The sequence below is a fragment of the Clostridium ihumii AP5 genome, from assembly GCF_000612845.1.
In the GTDB taxonomy this organism is placed as follows: Bacteria; Bacillota; Clostridia; order Clostridiales; family Clostridiaceae; genus Clostridium_J; species Clostridium_J ihumii.
The window spans coordinates 151,525-169,377 of the sequence record NZ_CCAT010000043.1; the positions used below are offsets into that span (position 1 = coordinate 151,525).

A 17,853-nucleotide genomic window follows, 5' to 3' on the forward strand; every position below is an offset into this window, starting at 1 on the left:
AACTGTCAATTTATTATATTAAAATGAAATAAATGGAATAACAGTTATAGTATTTTACCATAGTAAATATAAGCTTAAAATTGACATTATAGCTTTTCTTTTTTAAACAACATATTTAAATATACAATCAAAATGGGAAAATACGGAATAGAATTTTAAAAAAATTTTAAATAAAGTAAAGGAATTTTTGTATTTATAAAATGTTAACAAAATGAAAATTTTAATTATTATAATCTAATATTTATTTAATATAGGATTTTTATGTATATAAAAGTAATTTGTATTATAATTGTATTAAAGTAAATATTATTAAAATGAAAGAAGGGAAAAGAAATGTTTACAAATCATATAGGATTAAAGGTTAAAGATATAGAATATTGTAAGAGTTTTTATTGCGAAAATTTTGATTTTAAAATTCATCATGAGTATGAAGATGAAAGAATTAAATTAACTTTTTTGGAAAATGAAAATTCAATTATAGAACTTATATATACTAAAGAAAAAGATTATAATTATGTACAAAATGGAATTGTTGAGCATATAGCATTTACTGTAGATAACATAGATTTGTACAAAGAAAAATTAATGAAAAATAATGTTAAATGTATATCTAAAGAATTTAAAGAAGTGGATAACAAGAAAATATTTTTCATAGAAGGTCCTAGTGGCGAAAAGTTAGAATTAGTTGAACATATAAGAAAGTAAGGCATGACTACTTTAGTGGAGAAATAGAGATTTTAAGTATTTTATAGCAATTAACAATGAAGGATAAAACGGAAGTATCAGTTTTTTCAATCAATTTCTATAATAATTTGAAAAGTAAATTATTTAAGCATTATATAAAAATTTAGTTTTTTATGCACTTCTGCTCACCATCATTGTTAATTGATTCCAAATATAAATATAGGAATAACATGTAACTTTAGTAGTATCGTTTGATAAAGAGATTACTTTGAATTTGTAACCCTATAAATGTATACAACTTAGTAAATTATTTTGTTATAAACTTCTTTAAACTTTGACTCATTTTTCAAAATTTCTTGAGCTTCTAAAATTGGTTGCATAATGATTTCTTGACTTTCTTTCAAATGAAATTTTACATATCCATTTTCACCATATTTATCTTTTAAATGTGAATATACAATAGAGTAAGTTTTTTCTTTGGTTAAATCATTATAGTAATTTAATGTGTAGTCATAACAACGAGTTATCATATCTACTATGTTAGTAGTCCTATCAGCATCAGATACTATTAAACCATATAGCGTACGAGGTATCTTTAAATTAGATGCTCTATGATCTTCACATGCATTAGCCATTATAATTAATTCATCCTGAGAAAAGTAGTCTTTTAACAAAATATCATTTAGAAGAATATGTTTGGAATTAATATGATGATTTTTTCTATCTACTTTAAGACCAATATCATGAAAGGCCGCAATTGTAAATACCATACTATAATTTACATTGTAATTTCTTGCAAGTAATATGGAAGAATTTATTACTGTTAATGCATGTTTTATATTATGAGCATTGTCAAAAGAATTATATATAGTGATTATATTTTTCATAATATATATTCTTAATTCTTCAGAAATAAAATTATTTAATATGTATATAACATTTTTATCTAACAAATTATTAATCATAAAAATTTTTCTCCTATAGTTTAAGTAATAATAATTTATTATACAAACTATAGAGTTTTAATACAACTTTTAATAATTTTATAAGTTGTGAAATTTTATTAAAGAATTATTAAAAATTGTAATTTACTTTGCAAAATTTAGCTAAATTCAAACTGTAAAGAAAAAAATAACAAATTTCTATAAATTTTTACCAATAATTAAACGAATATATTATAGAAACTATTTTTACATGAATTTCAGTTTACAAGAAAAACTTATTACAAAATTTAAATTCAATAATTTGAAAGTAAAGATTTAAGGAGGAATTTGATGGAGAAAATTACAATGATAGAGAAAATCAATAAGTGTTTTGCTATAGGTGTAACAATTTTAGCTATAGCAAATTCAGTGGGATTAATGCTTATGGTTAAAAATGGAACAATGAAAGGGTATTTAGGATTATTATGTATAATAATAATAGTCACAGCCATATCTGTAATGTTAGTAGCTTACAGGAAAGATCATAAAAATATAAAAATAAGGCACATAGTAGCAACACCCTTTGCTATTTTATATGCAATAAGTTTATTTGGAACAGATTCACTAGCAGCACCTATTATAATAACTGAACTTATAGTTATGTCTATGATTTATTTAGATTCTAAATTTATATTAAGACTTATTATTGGAGCTATAATATTAAATGGAGCATGGACATTTAAACATATTGGAGACAGTTCTATATATTCTCAGGTTTTACTTACAGAGATTAGTTTATTTTTATTTCTTATGATATCTTATATAGTAACTAAAATATCTGGTGAAGTAAGGCAAGATGGAGAAGAAGAAAAATTAAAAACACTAGAACTTAACAAATCTCAAAATGAAATATTAAAAGACATAGAAAATGCAACTGAATTATTAAGCAAAAATACTGAAACTATAGAAAATATATTTAAAACTATAGAAAAGTCATCTGGCGTAATACATATTGCAATAGATCAAATTTTAAATGGCTGCGAAGATACTACTTTAAGCATTGAAGATCAAACAATTGCAACTAATAATATAAAAAGTGACATAGATGAAACTTTAGTTAATTCAAAAAGTATGGAAAATAGCTTTACTGAAAGTAAAAATACATTTATAAATACTTTTAAATTAGTTGGAAACTTAGAAGAAAAATCTGTATTAATTAAAAATAAAAACAATAATGTTCAGAAAATATCAGAGGACTTAGTTGAAAAAACAAATAAGGTTATTTCAATAATTAACATTATAAAGGCTATATCAGAAAAAACAAATTTATTAGCTCTAAATGCAGCAATAGAATCTGCAAGAGCTGGAGAGTATGGTAAAGGTTTTTCGGTAGTTGCAGAAGAAATACGAAAACTTGCAGAGCAAAGTAAGTCATCATCTGAAGAGATTAGTACAATTATAGGCAACTTAGAAGAAGAAGTATTAAATATATCTACATCTATTGAAGATGTTTCTAATATTATAGAGGATGAAGATATATTAGTTAAAAGTACTAACAACAATTTAGAAAAATTAAAAGAAGATTTATTAATGTTAGAAAAAGTTATGTCTAAGGTATCTAATAAAATAAGTAAGGTAAGTATGGATAATAATAAAATAAATGAAAAGGTTGAAAATGTATCAGCTATTTCAGAAGAGACTTTGGCTAATTCTCAAAACACTAAAGCAGAAATAGAAATTTTATTTAATGAAGTTTTAATAGCTAAAGATTGTTTAATAGAGTTAGTAGATGTATCGGAAAAAATGAGCACTTATATAAAATAGAAAGTTATCTTAATGTAGAGTTGAATTTACATTAAGATAACTTTTTTAGATGAAAATTTTATATATAATATGCAATCCACAATTTAGGTTTATAAAAGTACACATATGAAAGCAACCTTTTTTATAATAATAACTATTTTTATATAATTTTAAATTAGTTAATTATGGTTCATTATATAAAATTATACATATTATAATATGGAATAATTATAAAAAGGCAGGTGAAAATCCTAATTTGTATTACAGTTTTAGAATACAAATTGGATTACAATGGATTATAATAGCCAGTTTAAAAATGAAGAGTTATTTAATATTACAAAAAGGAAATTAGAAAATGAAAAAGATTTATTAATAACAAAGCATAGAAATATTGAAATATGGAATTGTTTTTACAGACAAATTGGTGTAAGTTATGAAGAATTTGACATTATAAAAAGTAATGTCAGAAATGAGTTAATAAATATATTTGAAAAGTTAAAGCCTATGGTAAGTATTTTAAATGTTGATGAGGCTGTAAATTTTTATACTGATATATTAAAATTTATATTTGATTTACATGCAAATAATGTAAAATGTTTTTCAAAAGCTAAAACTGAAAGCATAAATGGAATGAATTTAGAACAACTTTTGAAATTTCATGAAAATAAATTTAGAGTAACTTTAAAAATGCATATGAATGTATTTAAGTGTTATGACAATGTAGAGATGAATAAAGAAAATTCATCTAATGAAATTTTACAAAATATATTAAGTAAAGCAAAAGTAGAAATTGAGAAATTATTTAGAAATATAATGAAAGAAGATTTAAAGTTATCTTCAGAGCAAATATTCCAAATTCATTTACTTATATTAAAAGAGGTAATTTTATTTCATATAGAATATGTTCCATGCTTTAAAATTATAAAAACTGAAGGCATTAATAAAATGAAAGTAGAAGACATATTAAATATGCATAAAAATAGATTTACAAAAGTATATAATATCCATGTTGATACATTTGAATGTAACAAGTAAATAAATGTAAATATAAGTATTGTTTAATTAATTTTCCCTATATGGTATTTAAAATACTATGTAGGGAAATTATTGATCTAATAATTATTTAAAATTTGTAGAAGAATACTGTATAATGATGAAAAAATTAATAAATTATAACTAGAAACTAAAAAAAATGACATAATAGTATTTTACGAAATGAAAATTTTGTGTGATAATATATAAGTATGTTTTACAAGTTAGTGAGGTAGATAAGATGAAAATAGGATTTGACCACAAAAAATATATAGAAGAACAATCTAAATATATTTTGGAAAGAGTTAATAATTATGATAAATTATATCTAGAATTTGGAGGAAAACTTTTATTTGATCTTCATGCAAAAAGAGTTTTACCTGGATTTGATGAAAATGCAAAAATAAAATTATTACATAAATTAAAAGAAAAAGTAGAAGTAGTTATATGTGTATATGCTGGTGATATAGAAAGAAACAAAATCAGAGGAGATTTTGGAATTACATATGATATGGACGTATTAAGACTAATTGATGATTTAAGATCTTATGAATTAGATGTAAATAGTGTTGTTATAACAAGATATGATGGTCAACCAGCAACAACTGTATTTATAAATAAACTTGAACGTAGAGGAATAAAAGTATACAAACATGAAGCAACTAAAGGATATCCAACAGATGTAGATACCATTGTAAGTGATGAAGGATATGGAAAAAATCCATATATAGAAACTACTAAACCTATAGTTGTAGTAACAGCTCCAGGTCCAGGAAGTGGTAAACTTGCTACATGTTTAAGTCAGCTTTATCATGAATATAGACGTGGAAAAGTAGCAGGATATTCAAAATTTGAAACATTCCCTGTATGGAATGTTCCACTAAAACATCCATTAAATATAGCATATGAAGCGGCTACAGTTGATTTAAAAGATGTAAACATGATAGATTCATTCCATTTTGATGCTTATAATAAAGTATCAGTAAACTATAATCGTGATATTGAAAGTTTCCCAGTATTAAAGAGAATTATAGAAAAAATAACTGGAGAAGAATCAACATATAAATCACCAACAGATATGGGTGTTAATAGAGTTGGATTTGGAATAATTGATGATGAGGTTGTAAAAGAAGCTTCAAAACAAGAAATCATTAGAAGATATTTTAAAACTGGTTGTGAATATAAAAAAGGTTATGTAGATAAAGAAACATTCCAAAGAGCGAAACTTATAATGGAAGAACTTAATTTAAAAGAAGAAGATAGAAAAGTAGTTACTATAGCAAGAGAACATGCTGCCAAAATAAGAGAAAATTGTGCTAAAAATGAAATTTGTTCAGCAGTTGCATTAGAAATTGAAGATGGAACTATTTTAACAGGAAGAACTTCAAGTGTTATGGATGCAACAGCAGCAGTTGTTTTAAATGCTATAAAATACTTTGCAAATATACAAGATGAAATACATCTAATATCACCAGTAATATTAGAACCTATAATGAATTTAAAATCTAAAACTTTAGGAAATAAAAATGTTACATTAAGTTGTGAGGAAATTCTTATAGCACTTAGTATATGTGCAGCAACTAATCCAACAGCACAAGTTGCACTTGATAAGTTAAAAGAATTAAAAGGATGTCAAGCACACTCAACAACTATAATAGGTAAAAATGCAGAACAAACATTTAGAAAACTAGGTATAGATGTAACTTGTGATGCTGAATATCCTTCTGAAAACCTATATTATAATTAGTATAAAAAATGAAGCTACTAAGAGTGGCTTCATTTTTTGTAGATTTTATGTAATATTTAAATGAAATAAATTTTAAAAGTAATATAAAATACTATTGACATGGAATATAAAACAGTTTATAATCACTAGAAAGTAATAATTCGTATAACCCCAATAATATGGTTTGGGGGTCTCTACCAGGTACCAATAATTCCTGATTACGAAGAAGACAGGATAATTATGTCTTCTTTGGAATTAGGAATTTTTTTTGTATATAAATTTATATTTATATGTGAAAATTAATAAAAATATTACTGTGAAAATAAGAAAATATATAAATTACAAGTAATGAGGGGGAATAAAATATGTTAACAAAACTTCCAAAAATAGAATTGCATTGTCATTTAGATGGTAGTGTTAGACCAGAAACAATAATAGAAATAGCTAAGAAAGAAAATATAAAATTAGAATCTTTTGATGTTAATTATATAAAAAATAAAGTTATAGCACCAGTAGAGTGTACTTCTTTAAATGAATATTTAGAAAGATTTAATATACCTAATTTAGTTATGCAATCAAAGGAAAGTTTAGAAAGAATAGCATTTGAACTTATGGAGGATGCTGCTAAAGAAAATGTAAAATATATAGAAATAAGATTTGCACCATTACTTCATACAATAAAAGGATTAACAATTGAAGAAGTAATAGAAAGTGTTTTAAATGGTATAAAAAAAGGTGAATATAAGTATGAGATAAAAGGTAATTTAATTTTAGGGTGTTTAAGACATTTAGATGTTAATACTGTATTTGAAGTAATTGAAAAAGGAAAAAAATATCTTAATAATGGTGTTGTTGCAATAGATTTATGTGGTCCGGAAGAAGAGGGCTTTTGTGAAAGATTTGAAGAGCCAATTTCCCTTGCTAGACAGTATGGGTATAGAGTTACAATTCATGCAGGTGAAACAGGTTTTGGAAAGAATGTATTAGATGCTATAAACATTTTAGGTGCAGAAAGAATAGGACATGGGGTTTTTATTAGAAATGATGAAAGTGCTTATAAAATTGTAAAAGATAAAAAAATTGCCCTAGAAATGTGTCCAACTAGTAATGTTCAAACTAAAGCTGTAAATTCATATGAAAATCATCCATTTTATGATTTCTATAAAGATGGAATAAAAGTTACAATAAATACAGATAATAGAACTGTATCAGATATAAATCTTACAAGTGAATGTGATGTTATATTTAATAATTTAGGAGTAACTAAAGATGAATATAGAGAAATATATCTAGATTCAATAGAAGCTACTTTTGCAAATGATAGCACTAAGAAGTGGTTAAAACAATTTATTTAGGGAGAATTTATTCTCCCTTTTATATTTATAAATGATACGTTAGAATTTATAAGATAAAAGAAAAATATTCTTTAATTATATGTATTTGTAATATATTATGATATAATTTATTGTAAAATATATTAATTATTATTAAATTTAGGAGAGATAGAATGTATATAGTATTAGGAAATACAGTAATAGATAGTAAAGAAATGAAAGAAAAAATTGAGAAGAGTTCAGAATTTAAAGTGGTTAAAGATATGTGTAAAGGAACTAAAAGAGAAGATGTTTTAGCATATACTTTAAGTGTAAAAATAGATATATTAAATGAAATAATGAAAGAAGATTATGATTTAAGTGAATTAAATGAAGATGAGTTATTTGATGAATATCTAACTCTTGCAGAAGAGATTGCTACAGATTTAGAAGAGTATATGCCAGAAGAATCAATTCTAGACATAAGAGCATATAAATGGGATCCTTCAGATAATGATATAAAATTAATAATGGCTGTAGCTAATGAAGAAATTGGTGAATTAAAATTAAAAGATGTAATGAAAAAATTAATAAAACAAGCAGAATAAAAAAACATTTCCTGGAAAATATTGCCAAGGAAATTATAAAATTCTAATGGTAGGTTTAATGAAGCCTACTATTTTTTTATGGAGATTAAATTTATAGATTATATATAAATTTAATTTTACTGAAACTTTATGAAATCTTTAAACTTTTAAAGTATTATATAAATGTGGTTAATTTATTAATTGAAATATTTAATGAGGTGATAAGTTTGAAATCTAACGTTCTTATAGTAGATGATAATGAAGAAATTATAGATTTGCTTTCAGATATACTTTTAGATGAGGAATACAATATATTTTCAGCTAAAAATAGTGATGAAGCTTTAGAAAAAATAAAATTTAAGCCAGATATAATTTTGTTGGATATTATGATGCCAGGAAAAGATGGATTTGAATTTTGTAGAGAAATTAGAAATGTTGTTAACTGTCCTATAGTATTTATAACAGCAAAAATAGAAGAAGAAGATATTTTAAAAGGTCTTGCACTAGGTGGAGATGATTATATAAAAAAACCTTTTAATATTAAAGAGGTAAAGGCAAGAGTAGCTGCACATTTAAGACGAGATAAAAGAAATTTAAATATAGAAAAAAATTATATTATTTTTGATAATTTAAAAATAGATTTAGGTGGTAGGGAAATAATATATAAAGGCAATAAGATTGGATTAACTAAAAGAGAGTTTGATATAATAGAGCTTTTAGCTTTTAATAAGGGACAAGTATTTACTAAAGAACAGATATATGAAAAAGTTTGGGGATATGATGCAGAAGGAGATGCATCTACTGTATCAGAGCATATAAAAAAGATAAGAGCCAAATTTGTAAATGAGAAAATAGAATTTCAATATATATCTACAGTTTGGGGTGTAGGCTATAAATGGAACAATGAAAGTGAAGGGATAATTAGATAATGTTAAAAAAATATACTTTAAAGAAACAGTTTACAATAAGTTTTATAGCTATAATTATTACTAGCATGATAAGTACACTTATTTGTATTACTTTTTCAATGCATATAATAAATACTAATGATTTAGTTCATGTTGCTAATTATTATGAAAAACAAGTTCCAAAGATAGAAGAGTTTGTTAAAAACAATAGTAATGTTATTTTAAATAATAATTTTAAGGAGAAAATAGAAGAAATTATTCCAAGTGGAGGTATGTCATATAGAGTTATAAATTTAAATACTAATGAGCATTACGGTAACTTAGAACACTTTAATTTAAATAAAGATAAAATTTTATATAACATTAATTATACAAATTATAAAAATGGATTTGTTACAAAAATCATACCAATATCTAATGATAAGAAAAGTTTAGATGGAGTTCTCTGTGTTAAATATACCTTAGAAATGGAACCAGTTGAAAATAAGAAATTTCAATATGAAATTCTTAAAGTTGTAGTATTATTTTCACCTTTTGTTTTTATTATTCTTTACACATATATATTTGGTAAAAAATTTAGTAAAAACATAAATGAGCCAATTGAAATATTAGTAAATGCATCTAATAAGATTAAAAATTATGATTTAGATTTTGAATTAAAATATCCTTATGATAATGAATTAGGAAATCTTATTAAATCTTTTGAAGCAATGAGATATGAGTTGAAAATTACATTAGAAAAAAACTGGAAGGTTGAAAAAGAAAAGAAAGATATGATTTCTGCATTGTCTCATGATTTAAGAACACCGCTTACTTTAATAAAAGGACATGTTGAATTATTGGAAGAGGGAAGTTATAAAAATGAGAATAGACTTTTGAAATACTTAAAAATAATTGAAAATTCAACAAATAGATCTATAGCTCTTGTTGAAGATTTAAATGCTCTTTTTAAGGTTGAAAATTCTGATTTTAAGTTGTGTTCAGAATTGATTTCTATTAAAAATTTTATAAATTTTAAATTTGAAGAATATAAAATTATAGCTTTAAAAAATAATGTGGATTTAGTTGTGAATATGAATAATATAAGTGATGAAATGTGTTTAAATATTGACAAGTTAAGGCTTTCTCAAGTGTTAGATAATATTGTTATGAATAGTTTTAGATATACTCCATTTGGTGGAAAGATTATACTAAATACTAATTATAAAGATAATTGTTTAGATTTTCAAATTAATGATAATGGTATTGGTTTTACAGAAGAAGATTTTAAAAGTGTTTTTACTAAATTCTATAGGGGAGATAAAAGTCGTTCACAAAATGGAAACTCAGGACTTGGGTTATATATATCAAAAATCTTAGTAGAAAAGCATGGTGGAAACATGAAAATATATAATAATAATTATGGTGGTGCAACTATAGAGTTTTATATTAAAAGTATAAAAGGTGAAAATTGAATTTCCAATTTTAAAGAATGATTTTTTATTAGATTTACAGAGTAAATTAGTTCAAAACAATATAAAAAAATAGTTTTTAATTATTTCTATTTTAAATATTAAGAACGAAGTGAGTAATATTCACCATTCACTCTTACTTTTTACTTGCTTTCCAACATGATATCAGAATAAACTATAAGCTTAATAGTATCATTTTATAAAGATATTATTTTAACTTTGAATTATTCTAAAGTTACCAAATTGTAACTTTAAAATTCACCTATAAGTAATAATTAAATGATATAGTAGTATTATAAGGATATAGTTAAAAACTAGGGGGATATTTTTATGAGAAGAGGAATAAAGAAGATAGTTATTGCATTGTTAATATTGTTAAATATTACTAGTTATGGAGTAAAAGCTAATGATGATATAGAAAGAGAAGTTAAAAAAAATGCATATATATTAGAGTCTGTAGATCCTAATAGTAGTTATAAAGATTTAATGCCATTAAAAAGTATATTAAATGATAAAAAGATTATAGGAATAGGTGAAGCAACTCATAATACTAAAGAATTTTTTCAAGTAAAACATAAATTTATGAAGTTTTTAATAGAAGAACTTAATTATAAAGCTTTTGCAATGGAAATAGATTTTTCAAGTGCATCTTATATAAATGACTATATAATAAATGGTAATGAAAGTGGCAAAAATGCTCTTTTAAAAACAGAACTTTGGTTTTGGAAAACAGAAGAAATGTTGGATTTTATAGATTGGTTAAAAACATATAATAGTGATAAACCTATAAATGAAAAAGTAAGATTTTATGGATTTGATATGCAAAATTATTTATCAGCTATAGATGTAGCTTATAAATATTTAGAAAAAGTAGAAGATAGTAAAGGTCTTGAAATAAATATAGATCCCAAAAATACGGATAAAGATAGTGATATATCTAAAATTATAGATATATCAAGAGATATAAAAGAAAAAATTAATGAAAACAAAGACGTATATATAAGTAAAACATCTGAAGTTGAATATGATTATATAAAACATTGTTTAGATAATGTAGATAAATTTAAAGAGTATGAAAATAGTAATGTTTATGAATATAATAAGAATGAATTAAGAGATAAGTTTATGGCTGAAAATGTAAAGTGGTTAGTATCATATGAAAGAAAGTACTTTAATAATGATAAGATGATGCTTTGGGGTCACAATATGCATATAACAGAAAAAATACATTATAAAGCTATGGGTGAGATTTTAAATGAAATCTATAAAGACGATTATTATAGTATAGGTATAGATTTTTATAAAGGTTCATTTTTAGCCTTTAATGATTTTAAAAAAAGTGATAATCCAACTAAATTTAATATAAAAAGTAGTCCCAAAAGTCATTTATCAGCTAAGTTAAAACCTTTAAATGAAGATATTATATATTTTGATATAAACAAAGCTATGAAGAGTAATAAGTTAGGAAAAATATTTAGTGAAAAGGAAAATTTATATGTTATTGATGGATCAACGTCTATATTATGTAAAAATTCTGGAGTGTATAATTTTGATTTAAGAGATTCTTTTGATGGAATCATATATATAGAAGACACAAATGCAGCAAAATCCCTGGTTTTTAAAGATTCCAATATAAAAATTGAGACTTTAAGTGATATTAAAGTTGGATTAATTATATTGTCAGTTCCTATATGTGGTGCTTTAATTTTATTTATAATAATAAAATTAAGTAAGAATAAAAAAGTAAAAGAATAAACTTTTATGAAATAAAGCTTACTATTTTTTTATAACATAGTAAGCTTTATTTTATTTTAAATTTAGTATAGGGTTCCAAGTTCATCTTCATAATTATTAGTTCCAAAACTTGGATACCCTTAAGATTGAGACTAGCTCGGAATTATTTTATAATAAGCATTTCTTTTGAAAGCAATATATTTACAGATAAAAGAATAGTTTTGAATTCGAGCTTGTTTCCATATAGTACTCTATAAATTATTTTTTTTATTAGATAATATGTTAATTATAGATATTCCAATAATAATTATGTAACCAATTATAGATAAATAATCAGGAACTTCACTAAATAGTATAAATCCATAAAAAGCAGCAAATAAAAGTCCAATATAATCAAACATAGATATTTCAGATGCAGGAGCATTTTTATAGGCTAAGGTTAAGAAAACTTGACCTAATGTAAAACAAATTCCAGCAGCTATTAAAATACAAAGATTATAAAATGTTAAATGCTCATTGTTAATAAATATTGATGGAAACATAGTTATAGTAGCTATGCCTGTAAAAGATAAAATTACAGTAAAAAAGCTTTCTTTATCACCTAAAACTCTTATCATAGTGTATGCAATACCAGCAGTTAGAGCTGATATAACACCTAGAATTGATGGTAGCATAGATGAATTAAATTCAGGTTTTATTACAAATAAGCTACCTAAGAAAGCTATAATTAGAGAAATTAGTTGTTTTTTAGTAATTTTTTCTTTAATTATAATAAAAGAAAAGATTATAGTGAAAAAAGGACTAAGTTTTGTAAGAATTGTGGCATCAGCCAAAAGTAAAGATTCCATAGAACTATAAAGTGTTAATATAGAAGCTGTTCCCATAACACCTCTTAGAAAAAGATATTTTCTGTTCTCCTTTTTTCCTATAAAAGATTGCTTTTTTCTAAAAATTATAAAACAAACCACTATAGTTGCTACTGCATTTGAAATAAAAGTTTTTTGATAAGGTGTGCACCCTGATGCTAACTTAGCAAATAAATTCATTGTAGCAAATAAAAATGATGCAAGTATTATAAATATAATTCCTTTAAATTTATTTATAGTAGGTGTAGATTTCATATTTTCATCTCCTTAATATATATTTAAATGTTAAATAATTTTAAAGTTGTAAATTTATTTATATACAACAAAGTTAATTTTACTATAATTATAGATATAGAAACAAGTTTTAAGTAATAAGTAAAATTTTACAACATATATTAATATAGTAGAGAAATATTACTTTTTAAATTAAAGTTTTATTTTAAATTGATTTATAAGAAGGATTGTTATGAAAAAATCAATTATTAAAAAAAGGCTAATTATTATTTTAATATTAATAATAGCAGTAATTTCTACATGTATATACACTTACAAAATAGATAAGAACATGAGTTATAAAGAAGAAAAAAATGAAAAAACTCCTAATAATAAAGTAATAAAAGACAAAGGAAATAATACAAAAAAGGAAGAAAATAAAAAAACTCAATTAGATAAAAGTCTAGATAAAAAAACTCAAAAAAATGAGAAAACAGACGATAAAACTGAAAATAGTAACTTAGAAAAACAAAATGAAAAATTAGAAAAAGAAAATAAAGAGAATAGGCTATATACTGAACTTGAAAAAATTAATGAATTAGATAATACTGAATATGATTTTTGGTATGTACCTAACTCAGAACATATGAAACCTAAAATAGATGAAAATTTAAATTCTATATTAAGTAAGTATGATACTATGTATGTAGGTGATACAAGTAGAAAAGTTCTATATTTAACAATGGATGAAGGATATGAAAATAATTATACTAACTTAATTTTAGATGTATTAAAATCAAATGATGTTAAAGCCACATTTTTTGTATTGTCATCGTATATAGAAAATAACCCCAATATAGTATTAAGGATGGTAAATGAAGGTCATGTTGTAGCAAATCATTCAAAATCACACTTATCAACAACATCTTTAACTAATGATGTAAATACATTTAAATGTGAACTTCAAAGTGTTGAACAGAGCTTTAAAAATCTCACTGGACAAGAAATAAAAAAATATTATAGACCACCAATGGGAAAATACTCTGAAAAATCTTTAAGTATGACAAAAGAATTAGGCTATAAGACAGTTTTTTGGAGTTTTGCATATAAGGATTGGGAAATAGATAATCAACCTACATGTGAATATGCTCAAAATACAATTTTAAATGGGCTTCATAATGGAAGTATAATACTGCTTCATCCAGTATCTAAAACAAATTCACAAATACTTGATAAAGTTATAAAAGAAGCTAAAAATCAAGGATATAACTTTGAATTATTGCCATAATACTAATTATAGATATTAAAAATTTTATATAAGAAGGTGTGGTGGTTATTATTAAAAAATTTTATATGATTTTTATTACTATAATTTGCATATTTTTAGTTGGATGTAAAGTTGGAGAAAGTGCAAATAACACTTATGTAGTCAAGCCAAGCACATTATTTAAAACTGAAGAATTAAAAAAAATAGAGCCACATTTAGGACTTATAAGTGGATGTGTAGATGTTATTTATAAAGGTGATAAAGAAAATTTATATGTAAAATATGAAATTTGGGAAAATGGTAAAATTAAAGAATCACATGAATCTATAGGGAATGTAATTACTAAGGATGACAAAAATAAATTAATAAATGTAAGTGTAAGTTTGCAAGATAATTTAATACTTAAAAATAAGCAAAGTATAAATAAAAATATATTAACCATAGAAACAAATAAAGGAAATGTGAGAACATTAATTGATTCAGCACCTATTGATTATTCTACTGTACGTCTTAATTTACAAGAACCTATAACTAAAAAGGACGAAGAAGAAACATCTATATTTGCTATAACTGCACATAAAGAGACTATGACACCAAACATGAGCATAGATGATGGGGTTTCTAAAGCCGATTGGGCAGTAGTATTTAAAGTATATTTTAAATAAAGTTAAAGTGAGGATATAGAATTTATATATCTTCACTTAAAAAGGAAAGTTGTACAAGCTATTAAAGGGGGATATCATGTCGGAAAGTTTAAAAAATAACAAAAATGGAATTAATGGAAATACAATCAAAGTTATTGCAATTGTTGCAATGCTAATAGATCATATTGGGTGGGCCTTTGTACCCTTTGATTCAGTATTAGGTCAAATAATGCATATTATTGGAAGAATAACAGCACCAACTATGTGTTATTTTATTGCAGAGGGATATACTCATACTAAAAATATAAAAAAATATGCTACTAGATTAGGCATATTTGCATTAATATCACATATACCATTTGTATTTTTTGAAACAGGTAGAATAGGTATATTTTTTCCTTCAGGGGTAATATATACATTATTTTTAAGTTTATTATCAATTTGGGCTTATGATAAAATTAATAATAAAGGATTAAAAACTTTAGCAATATTAGGATTATGTATTTTAGCAATACCAGGGGATTGGAGTTTTATTGCAATATTTATGACTCTTGCATTTTATATAAATAGAGGAAAATTTAAAAAACAATGTTTGTGGTTATGTATTATAAGTGTTGTATTTGTGTTTATTTTTGGAATTTCTGCATATCAATATGGTAGGCCAATATACACTCAATTCTTCCAATTTGGTATATTACTATCATTGCCAATAATATATTTTTATAATGGTGAAAGAGGTAAGAAAACAGTCCTTACCAAATGGGGATTTTATATATTTTATCCATTGCACTTAATTATATTGGGCTTAATTAAAATTTATATATATTTCTACATGTAAGAATAAAAATAGGAATTCAAGCAATAATTGAATTCCTATTTTAAATTTAAAAGTTTATTAGCTTAGGGTCATTTTTCATAGAATATACAGTAGCAGACCCTTTGCTTAAATAAAATAAAGACATTTTAGGATTTTCAGGGCTTTCATATAATCCTAGTAAATCTGGAGCAATTTCAAATACCTTTTTCTTTGCATCTAAGTTATCATTATCAAATTTAGCTTGTCCATTTATACGTATCCATTCATTTGAAGGTGATAATGCACAAATTTCAAATGATGGATTGTTCTCTAATTGCTTATAAACATTTTTTTCAGTATTAGTTAAAAAATACAATTTATTATCATAAATCATTGAAAAACCAAAAGGTCTAACACGTGGCATATTACCTTCCATAGTTGCAAGATAAAAAACAGAACTGTCATTTAAAAATTTTAATAATTTTTCCATAAAAAATCCTCCTATTTAGGGTTTAAAAATAAAATTTAGAACCCTGTAAAATCTTAAGTTGTTTCTCTATAAACATTATAAATATTATAAAAATAAGAACAAGTATGCAGAATTTTATTAGTAACTCACAAAAATGTGAGTAATACAGTTGAAGTTATCTAAAAACTTATTTATATAATGTGTTAAAATTAATATTATAAAATAAATCTATTTAACAGGAGAAAGCTTATAATGGAAAAGAGTTTAAAAAGGGAAATTGAAAGTAGATTGGACATTTCAAAGATTTGCCCACTTGAATATGCTATGAGAATAATAGGTGGTAAATGGAAAATAAGAATTATAGTTGCGATAGATGAAGAAAAAAATATTAGATATAATGAACTTAAAAGAACAGTTTATGGAATAACAGATATGGTTCTTTCAAGCTCACTAAAAGAACTTGTAAAAGATGGTGTGATAGAAAGAGTTCAATTTAACGAGATTCCACCACGTGTAGAATATTCGTTAACAGAAGTAGGAGAAACTTTAATGCCTGCACTTTTAGAAATCACAAAATGGGGAAAAGTACAATTAGAGAAGAAAATGTTGTAATATAATTTTTTTTATGTAATATATATTATTTATAAGTAATAATATGTTTAAGGAGAAAACTATATGTATGATAAAATTCAATTACCTTATTCTTATGATGCATTAGAACCATATATAGATGCTGAAACTGTAAATATACACTATAATAAGCATCTTCAAACTTATGTAAATAATTTAAATAAAATATTAGAAGGATATGATGACTTAGTAAATAAATATACATTAAAAGAATTACTTTTCAATATAGAAAAGGTACCTAAAAGAATTAGACAAGATGTAATAAATCAAGGTGGTGGAGTATACAATCATAATTTATATTTTTCTATATTATCACCTAATCCAACTAAATGTCCTACTGGAAAGTTTTTAAATGAAATAAATAAGGCTTTTGGAAGTTTTGATAAGTTAAAGAAAAACTTAACTGAAGCATCAATAAAGCAATTTGGATCTGGATATGGATGTTTAGTTAAAGATAAACATGGAAAATTAATGATTATGAAAACTCCTAATCAAAATTGTCCTCTTAATGAGAAGTTAATTCCAATATTAATGATAGATGTATGGGAGCATGCATATTATTTAAAATATAAAAACTTAAGACAAAACTATGTTGAAAATATATGGAATATAATAGATTGGGCAAAAGTAGAAGAATATTATAATAAATAAACATATAAAGCTAGAAAATAATATGTTTTCTAGCTTTTGTTAATAAAAAATAAATTTAATATCAATAACAAATAAAATAAACAAAAAATTTTCAATATTAAGTTTATTTATCTATAGTTATGATATATAATTTATGAATATAATATATAAATCAAG

At 23.7% G+C, this 17,853-nt stretch carries 17 protein-coding genes and 1 riboswitch; of the genes, 14 read left to right on the forward strand and 3 right to left on the reverse strand.

Annotation, left to right across the window (positions count from 1 at the left end):
• Positions 1–333 precede the first annotated feature (333 nt).
• On the forward strand, positions 334–705 hold the full coding sequence (locus tag BN346_RS06535; protein ID WP_040327334.1) for a VOC family protein: 372 nt from the start codon (positions 334–336) through the stop codon (positions 703–705).
• A gap of 278 nt (positions 706–983) precedes the next feature.
• Here BN346_RS06535 and BN346_RS06540 read toward each other — a convergent pair whose 3' ends face one another.
• Positions 984–1,649: an HD domain-containing protein gene (locus BN346_RS06540; protein WP_051540122.1), complete on the reverse strand. Its 666-nt coding sequence runs from the start codon at positions 1,647–1,649 to the stop codon at positions 984–986.
• A gap of 309 nt (positions 1,650–1,958) precedes the next feature.
• On the opposite strand from BN346_RS06540, the gene BN346_RS06545 reads away from it, so the two are divergent.
• The 8 genes from BN346_RS06545 to BN346_RS06580 all read left to right on the forward strand — a co-directional run bounded on the left by BN346_RS06545 (position 1,959) and on the right by BN346_RS06580 (position 12,182).
• Positions 1,959–3,431, forward strand: a complete 1,473-nt coding sequence (locus BN346_RS06545; protein WP_040327335.1) for a methyl-accepting chemotaxis protein — start codon at positions 1,959–1,961, stop codon at positions 3,429–3,431.
• 270 nt (positions 3,432–3,701) lie between these two features.
• Entirely contained in the window at positions 3,702–4,445 is a 744-nt protein-coding gene (locus BN346_RS06550) for a hypothetical protein (RefSeq protein WP_040327336.1), read from the forward strand.
• A gap of 238 nt (positions 4,446–4,683) precedes the next feature.
• Positions 4,684–6,189, forward strand: coding sequence for a DUF1846 domain-containing protein (locus BN346_RS06555; protein ID WP_040327337.1), 1,506 nt, complete (start codon positions 4,684–4,686; stop codon positions 6,187–6,189).
• Positions 6,190–6,309: 120 nt separating this feature from the next.
• Positions 6,310–6,409, forward strand: a riboswitch (purine riboswitch).
• 124 nt (positions 6,410–6,533) lie between these two features.
• Positions 6,534–7,523, forward strand: a complete 990-nt coding sequence (add, locus tag BN346_RS06560; protein WP_040327338.1) for an adenosine deaminase — start codon at positions 6,534–6,536, stop codon at positions 7,521–7,523.
• A 152-nt stretch (positions 7,524–7,675) separates the two neighbouring features.
• Positions 7,676–8,089, forward strand: coding sequence for a hypothetical protein (locus BN346_RS06565; protein ID WP_040327339.1), 414 nt, complete (start codon positions 7,676–7,678; stop codon positions 8,087–8,089).
• Positions 8,090–8,295: 206 nt separating this feature from the next.
• Positions 8,296–8,997, forward strand: coding sequence for a response regulator transcription factor (locus BN346_RS06570; protein WP_040327340.1), 702 nt, complete (start codon positions 8,296–8,298; stop codon positions 8,995–8,997).
• The gene (locus BN346_RS06575; RefSeq protein WP_040327341.1) at positions 8,997–10,430 is read left to right on the forward strand and encodes a sensor histidine kinase; all 1,434 of its coding nucleotides are present in this window, start codon (positions 8,997–8,999) and stop codon (positions 10,428–10,430) included. The genes BN346_RS06570 and BN346_RS06575 overlap by 1 nt, the downstream gene beginning before the upstream one ends.
• A gap of 327 nt (positions 10,431–10,757) precedes the next feature.
• A complete protein-coding gene (locus BN346_RS06580) occupies positions 10,758–12,182 on the forward strand; it encodes an erythromycin esterase family protein (RefSeq protein WP_040327342.1) in 1,425 nt (474 codons plus the stop codon).
• A gap of 230 nt (positions 12,183–12,412) precedes the next feature.
• On the opposite strand, the gene BN346_RS06585 is transcribed toward BN346_RS06580, so the two are convergent.
• Positions 12,413–13,282, reverse strand: a complete 870-nt coding sequence (locus tag BN346_RS06585) for a DMT family transporter (protein ID WP_040327343.1) — start codon at positions 13,280–13,282, stop codon at positions 12,413–12,415.
• 211 nt (positions 13,283–13,493) lie between these two features.
• Here BN346_RS06585 and pdaA point away from each other — a divergent pair, with 211 nt between their 5' ends.
• The 3 genes from pdaA (at position 13,494) to BN346_RS06600 (ending at position 15,989) form a co-directional block, all read left to right on the forward strand.
• Positions 13,494–14,528 (forward strand): delta-lactam-biosynthetic de-N-acetylase, encoded by a 1,035-nt coding sequence (pdaA, locus tag BN346_RS06590; protein ID WP_051540125.1) that lies wholly within the window; start codon positions 13,494–13,496, stop codon positions 14,526–14,528.
• Positions 14,529–14,593: 65 nt separating this feature from the next.
• Positions 14,594–15,172 carry a hypothetical protein gene (locus BN346_RS06595; RefSeq protein WP_148361085.1) on the forward strand — a complete coding sequence of 193 codons (579 nt, stop codon included), beginning with the start codon at positions 14,594–14,596 and terminating at the stop codon, positions 15,170–15,172.
• Positions 15,173–15,248: 76 nt separating this feature from the next.
• Positions 15,249–15,989: a TraX family protein gene (locus BN346_RS06600; RefSeq protein WP_040327345.1), complete on the forward strand. Its 741-nt coding sequence runs from the start codon at positions 15,249–15,251 to the stop codon at positions 15,987–15,989.
• A gap of 46 nt (positions 15,990–16,035) precedes the next feature.
• On the opposite strand, the gene BN346_RS06605 is transcribed toward BN346_RS06600, so the two are convergent.
• Entirely contained in the window at positions 16,036–16,437 is a 402-nt protein-coding gene (locus BN346_RS06605) for a pyridoxamine 5'-phosphate oxidase family protein (protein ID WP_040327346.1), read from the reverse strand.
• 231 nt (positions 16,438–16,668) lie between these two features.
• Between BN346_RS06605 and BN346_RS06610 the strand changes: the two genes are divergently transcribed.
• Positions 16,669–17,028 carry a winged helix-turn-helix transcriptional regulator gene (locus BN346_RS06610; protein ID WP_040327347.1) on the forward strand — a complete coding sequence of 120 codons (360 nt, stop codon included), beginning with the start codon at positions 16,669–16,671 and terminating at the stop codon, positions 17,026–17,028.
• A gap of 63 nt (positions 17,029–17,091) precedes the next feature.
• A complete protein-coding gene (locus tag BN346_RS06615; RefSeq protein WP_040327348.1) occupies positions 17,092–17,697 on the forward strand; it encodes a superoxide dismutase in 606 nt (201 codons plus the stop codon).
• The last annotated feature ends 156 nt before the right edge of the window (positions 17,698–17,853 follow it).

Coding starts and splice junctions, on each gene's coding strand:
- BN346_RS06535 (WP_040327334.1), top strand. CDS start 334: ATGTTTACAAATCATATAGGATTAAAGGTTAAAGATATAGAATATTGT.
- BN346_RS06540 (WP_051540122.1), bottom strand. CDS start 1,649: ATGATTAATAATTTGTTAGATAAAAATGTTATATACATATTAAATAAT.
- BN346_RS06545 (WP_040327335.1), top strand. CDS start 1,959: ATGGAGAAAATTACAATGATAGAGAAAATCAATAAGTGTTTTGCTATA.
- BN346_RS06550 (WP_040327336.1), top strand. CDS start 3,702: ATGGATTATAATAGCCAGTTTAAAAATGAAGAGTTATTTAATATTACA.
- BN346_RS06555 (WP_040327337.1), top strand. CDS start 4,684: ATGAAAATAGGATTTGACCACAAAAAATATATAGAAGAACAATCTAAA.
- add (WP_040327338.1), top strand. CDS start 6,534: ATGTTAACAAAACTTCCAAAAATAGAATTGCATTGTCATTTAGATGGT.
- BN346_RS06565 (WP_040327339.1), top strand. CDS start 7,676: ATGTATATAGTATTAGGAAATACAGTAATAGATAGTAAAGAAATGAAA.
- BN346_RS06575 (WP_040327341.1), top strand. CDS start 8,997: ATGTTAAAAAAATATACTTTAAAGAAACAGTTTACAATAAGTTTTATA.
- BN346_RS06580 (WP_040327342.1), top strand. CDS start 10,758: ATGAGAAGAGGAATAAAGAAGATAGTTATTGCATTGTTAATATTGTTA.
- BN346_RS06585 (WP_040327343.1), bottom strand. CDS start 13,282: ATGAAATCTACACCTACTATAAATAAATTTAAAGGAATTATATTTATA.
- pdaA (WP_051540125.1), top strand. CDS start 13,494: ATGAAAAAATCAATTATTAAAAAAAGGCTAATTATTATTTTAATATTA.
- BN346_RS06595 (WP_148361085.1), top strand. CDS start 14,594: ATGATTTTTATTACTATAATTTGCATATTTTTAGTTGGATGTAAAGTT.
- BN346_RS06600 (WP_040327345.1), top strand. CDS start 15,249: ATGTCGGAAAGTTTAAAAAATAACAAAAATGGAATTAATGGAAATACA.
- BN346_RS06605 (WP_040327346.1), bottom strand. CDS start 16,437: ATGGAAAAATTATTAAAATTTTTAAATGACAGTTCTGTTTTTTATCTT.
- BN346_RS06610 (WP_040327347.1), top strand. CDS start 16,669: ATGGAAAAGAGTTTAAAAAGGGAAATTGAAAGTAGATTGGACATTTCA.
- BN346_RS06615 (WP_040327348.1), top strand. CDS start 17,092: ATGTATGATAAAATTCAATTACCTTATTCTTATGATGCATTAGAACCA.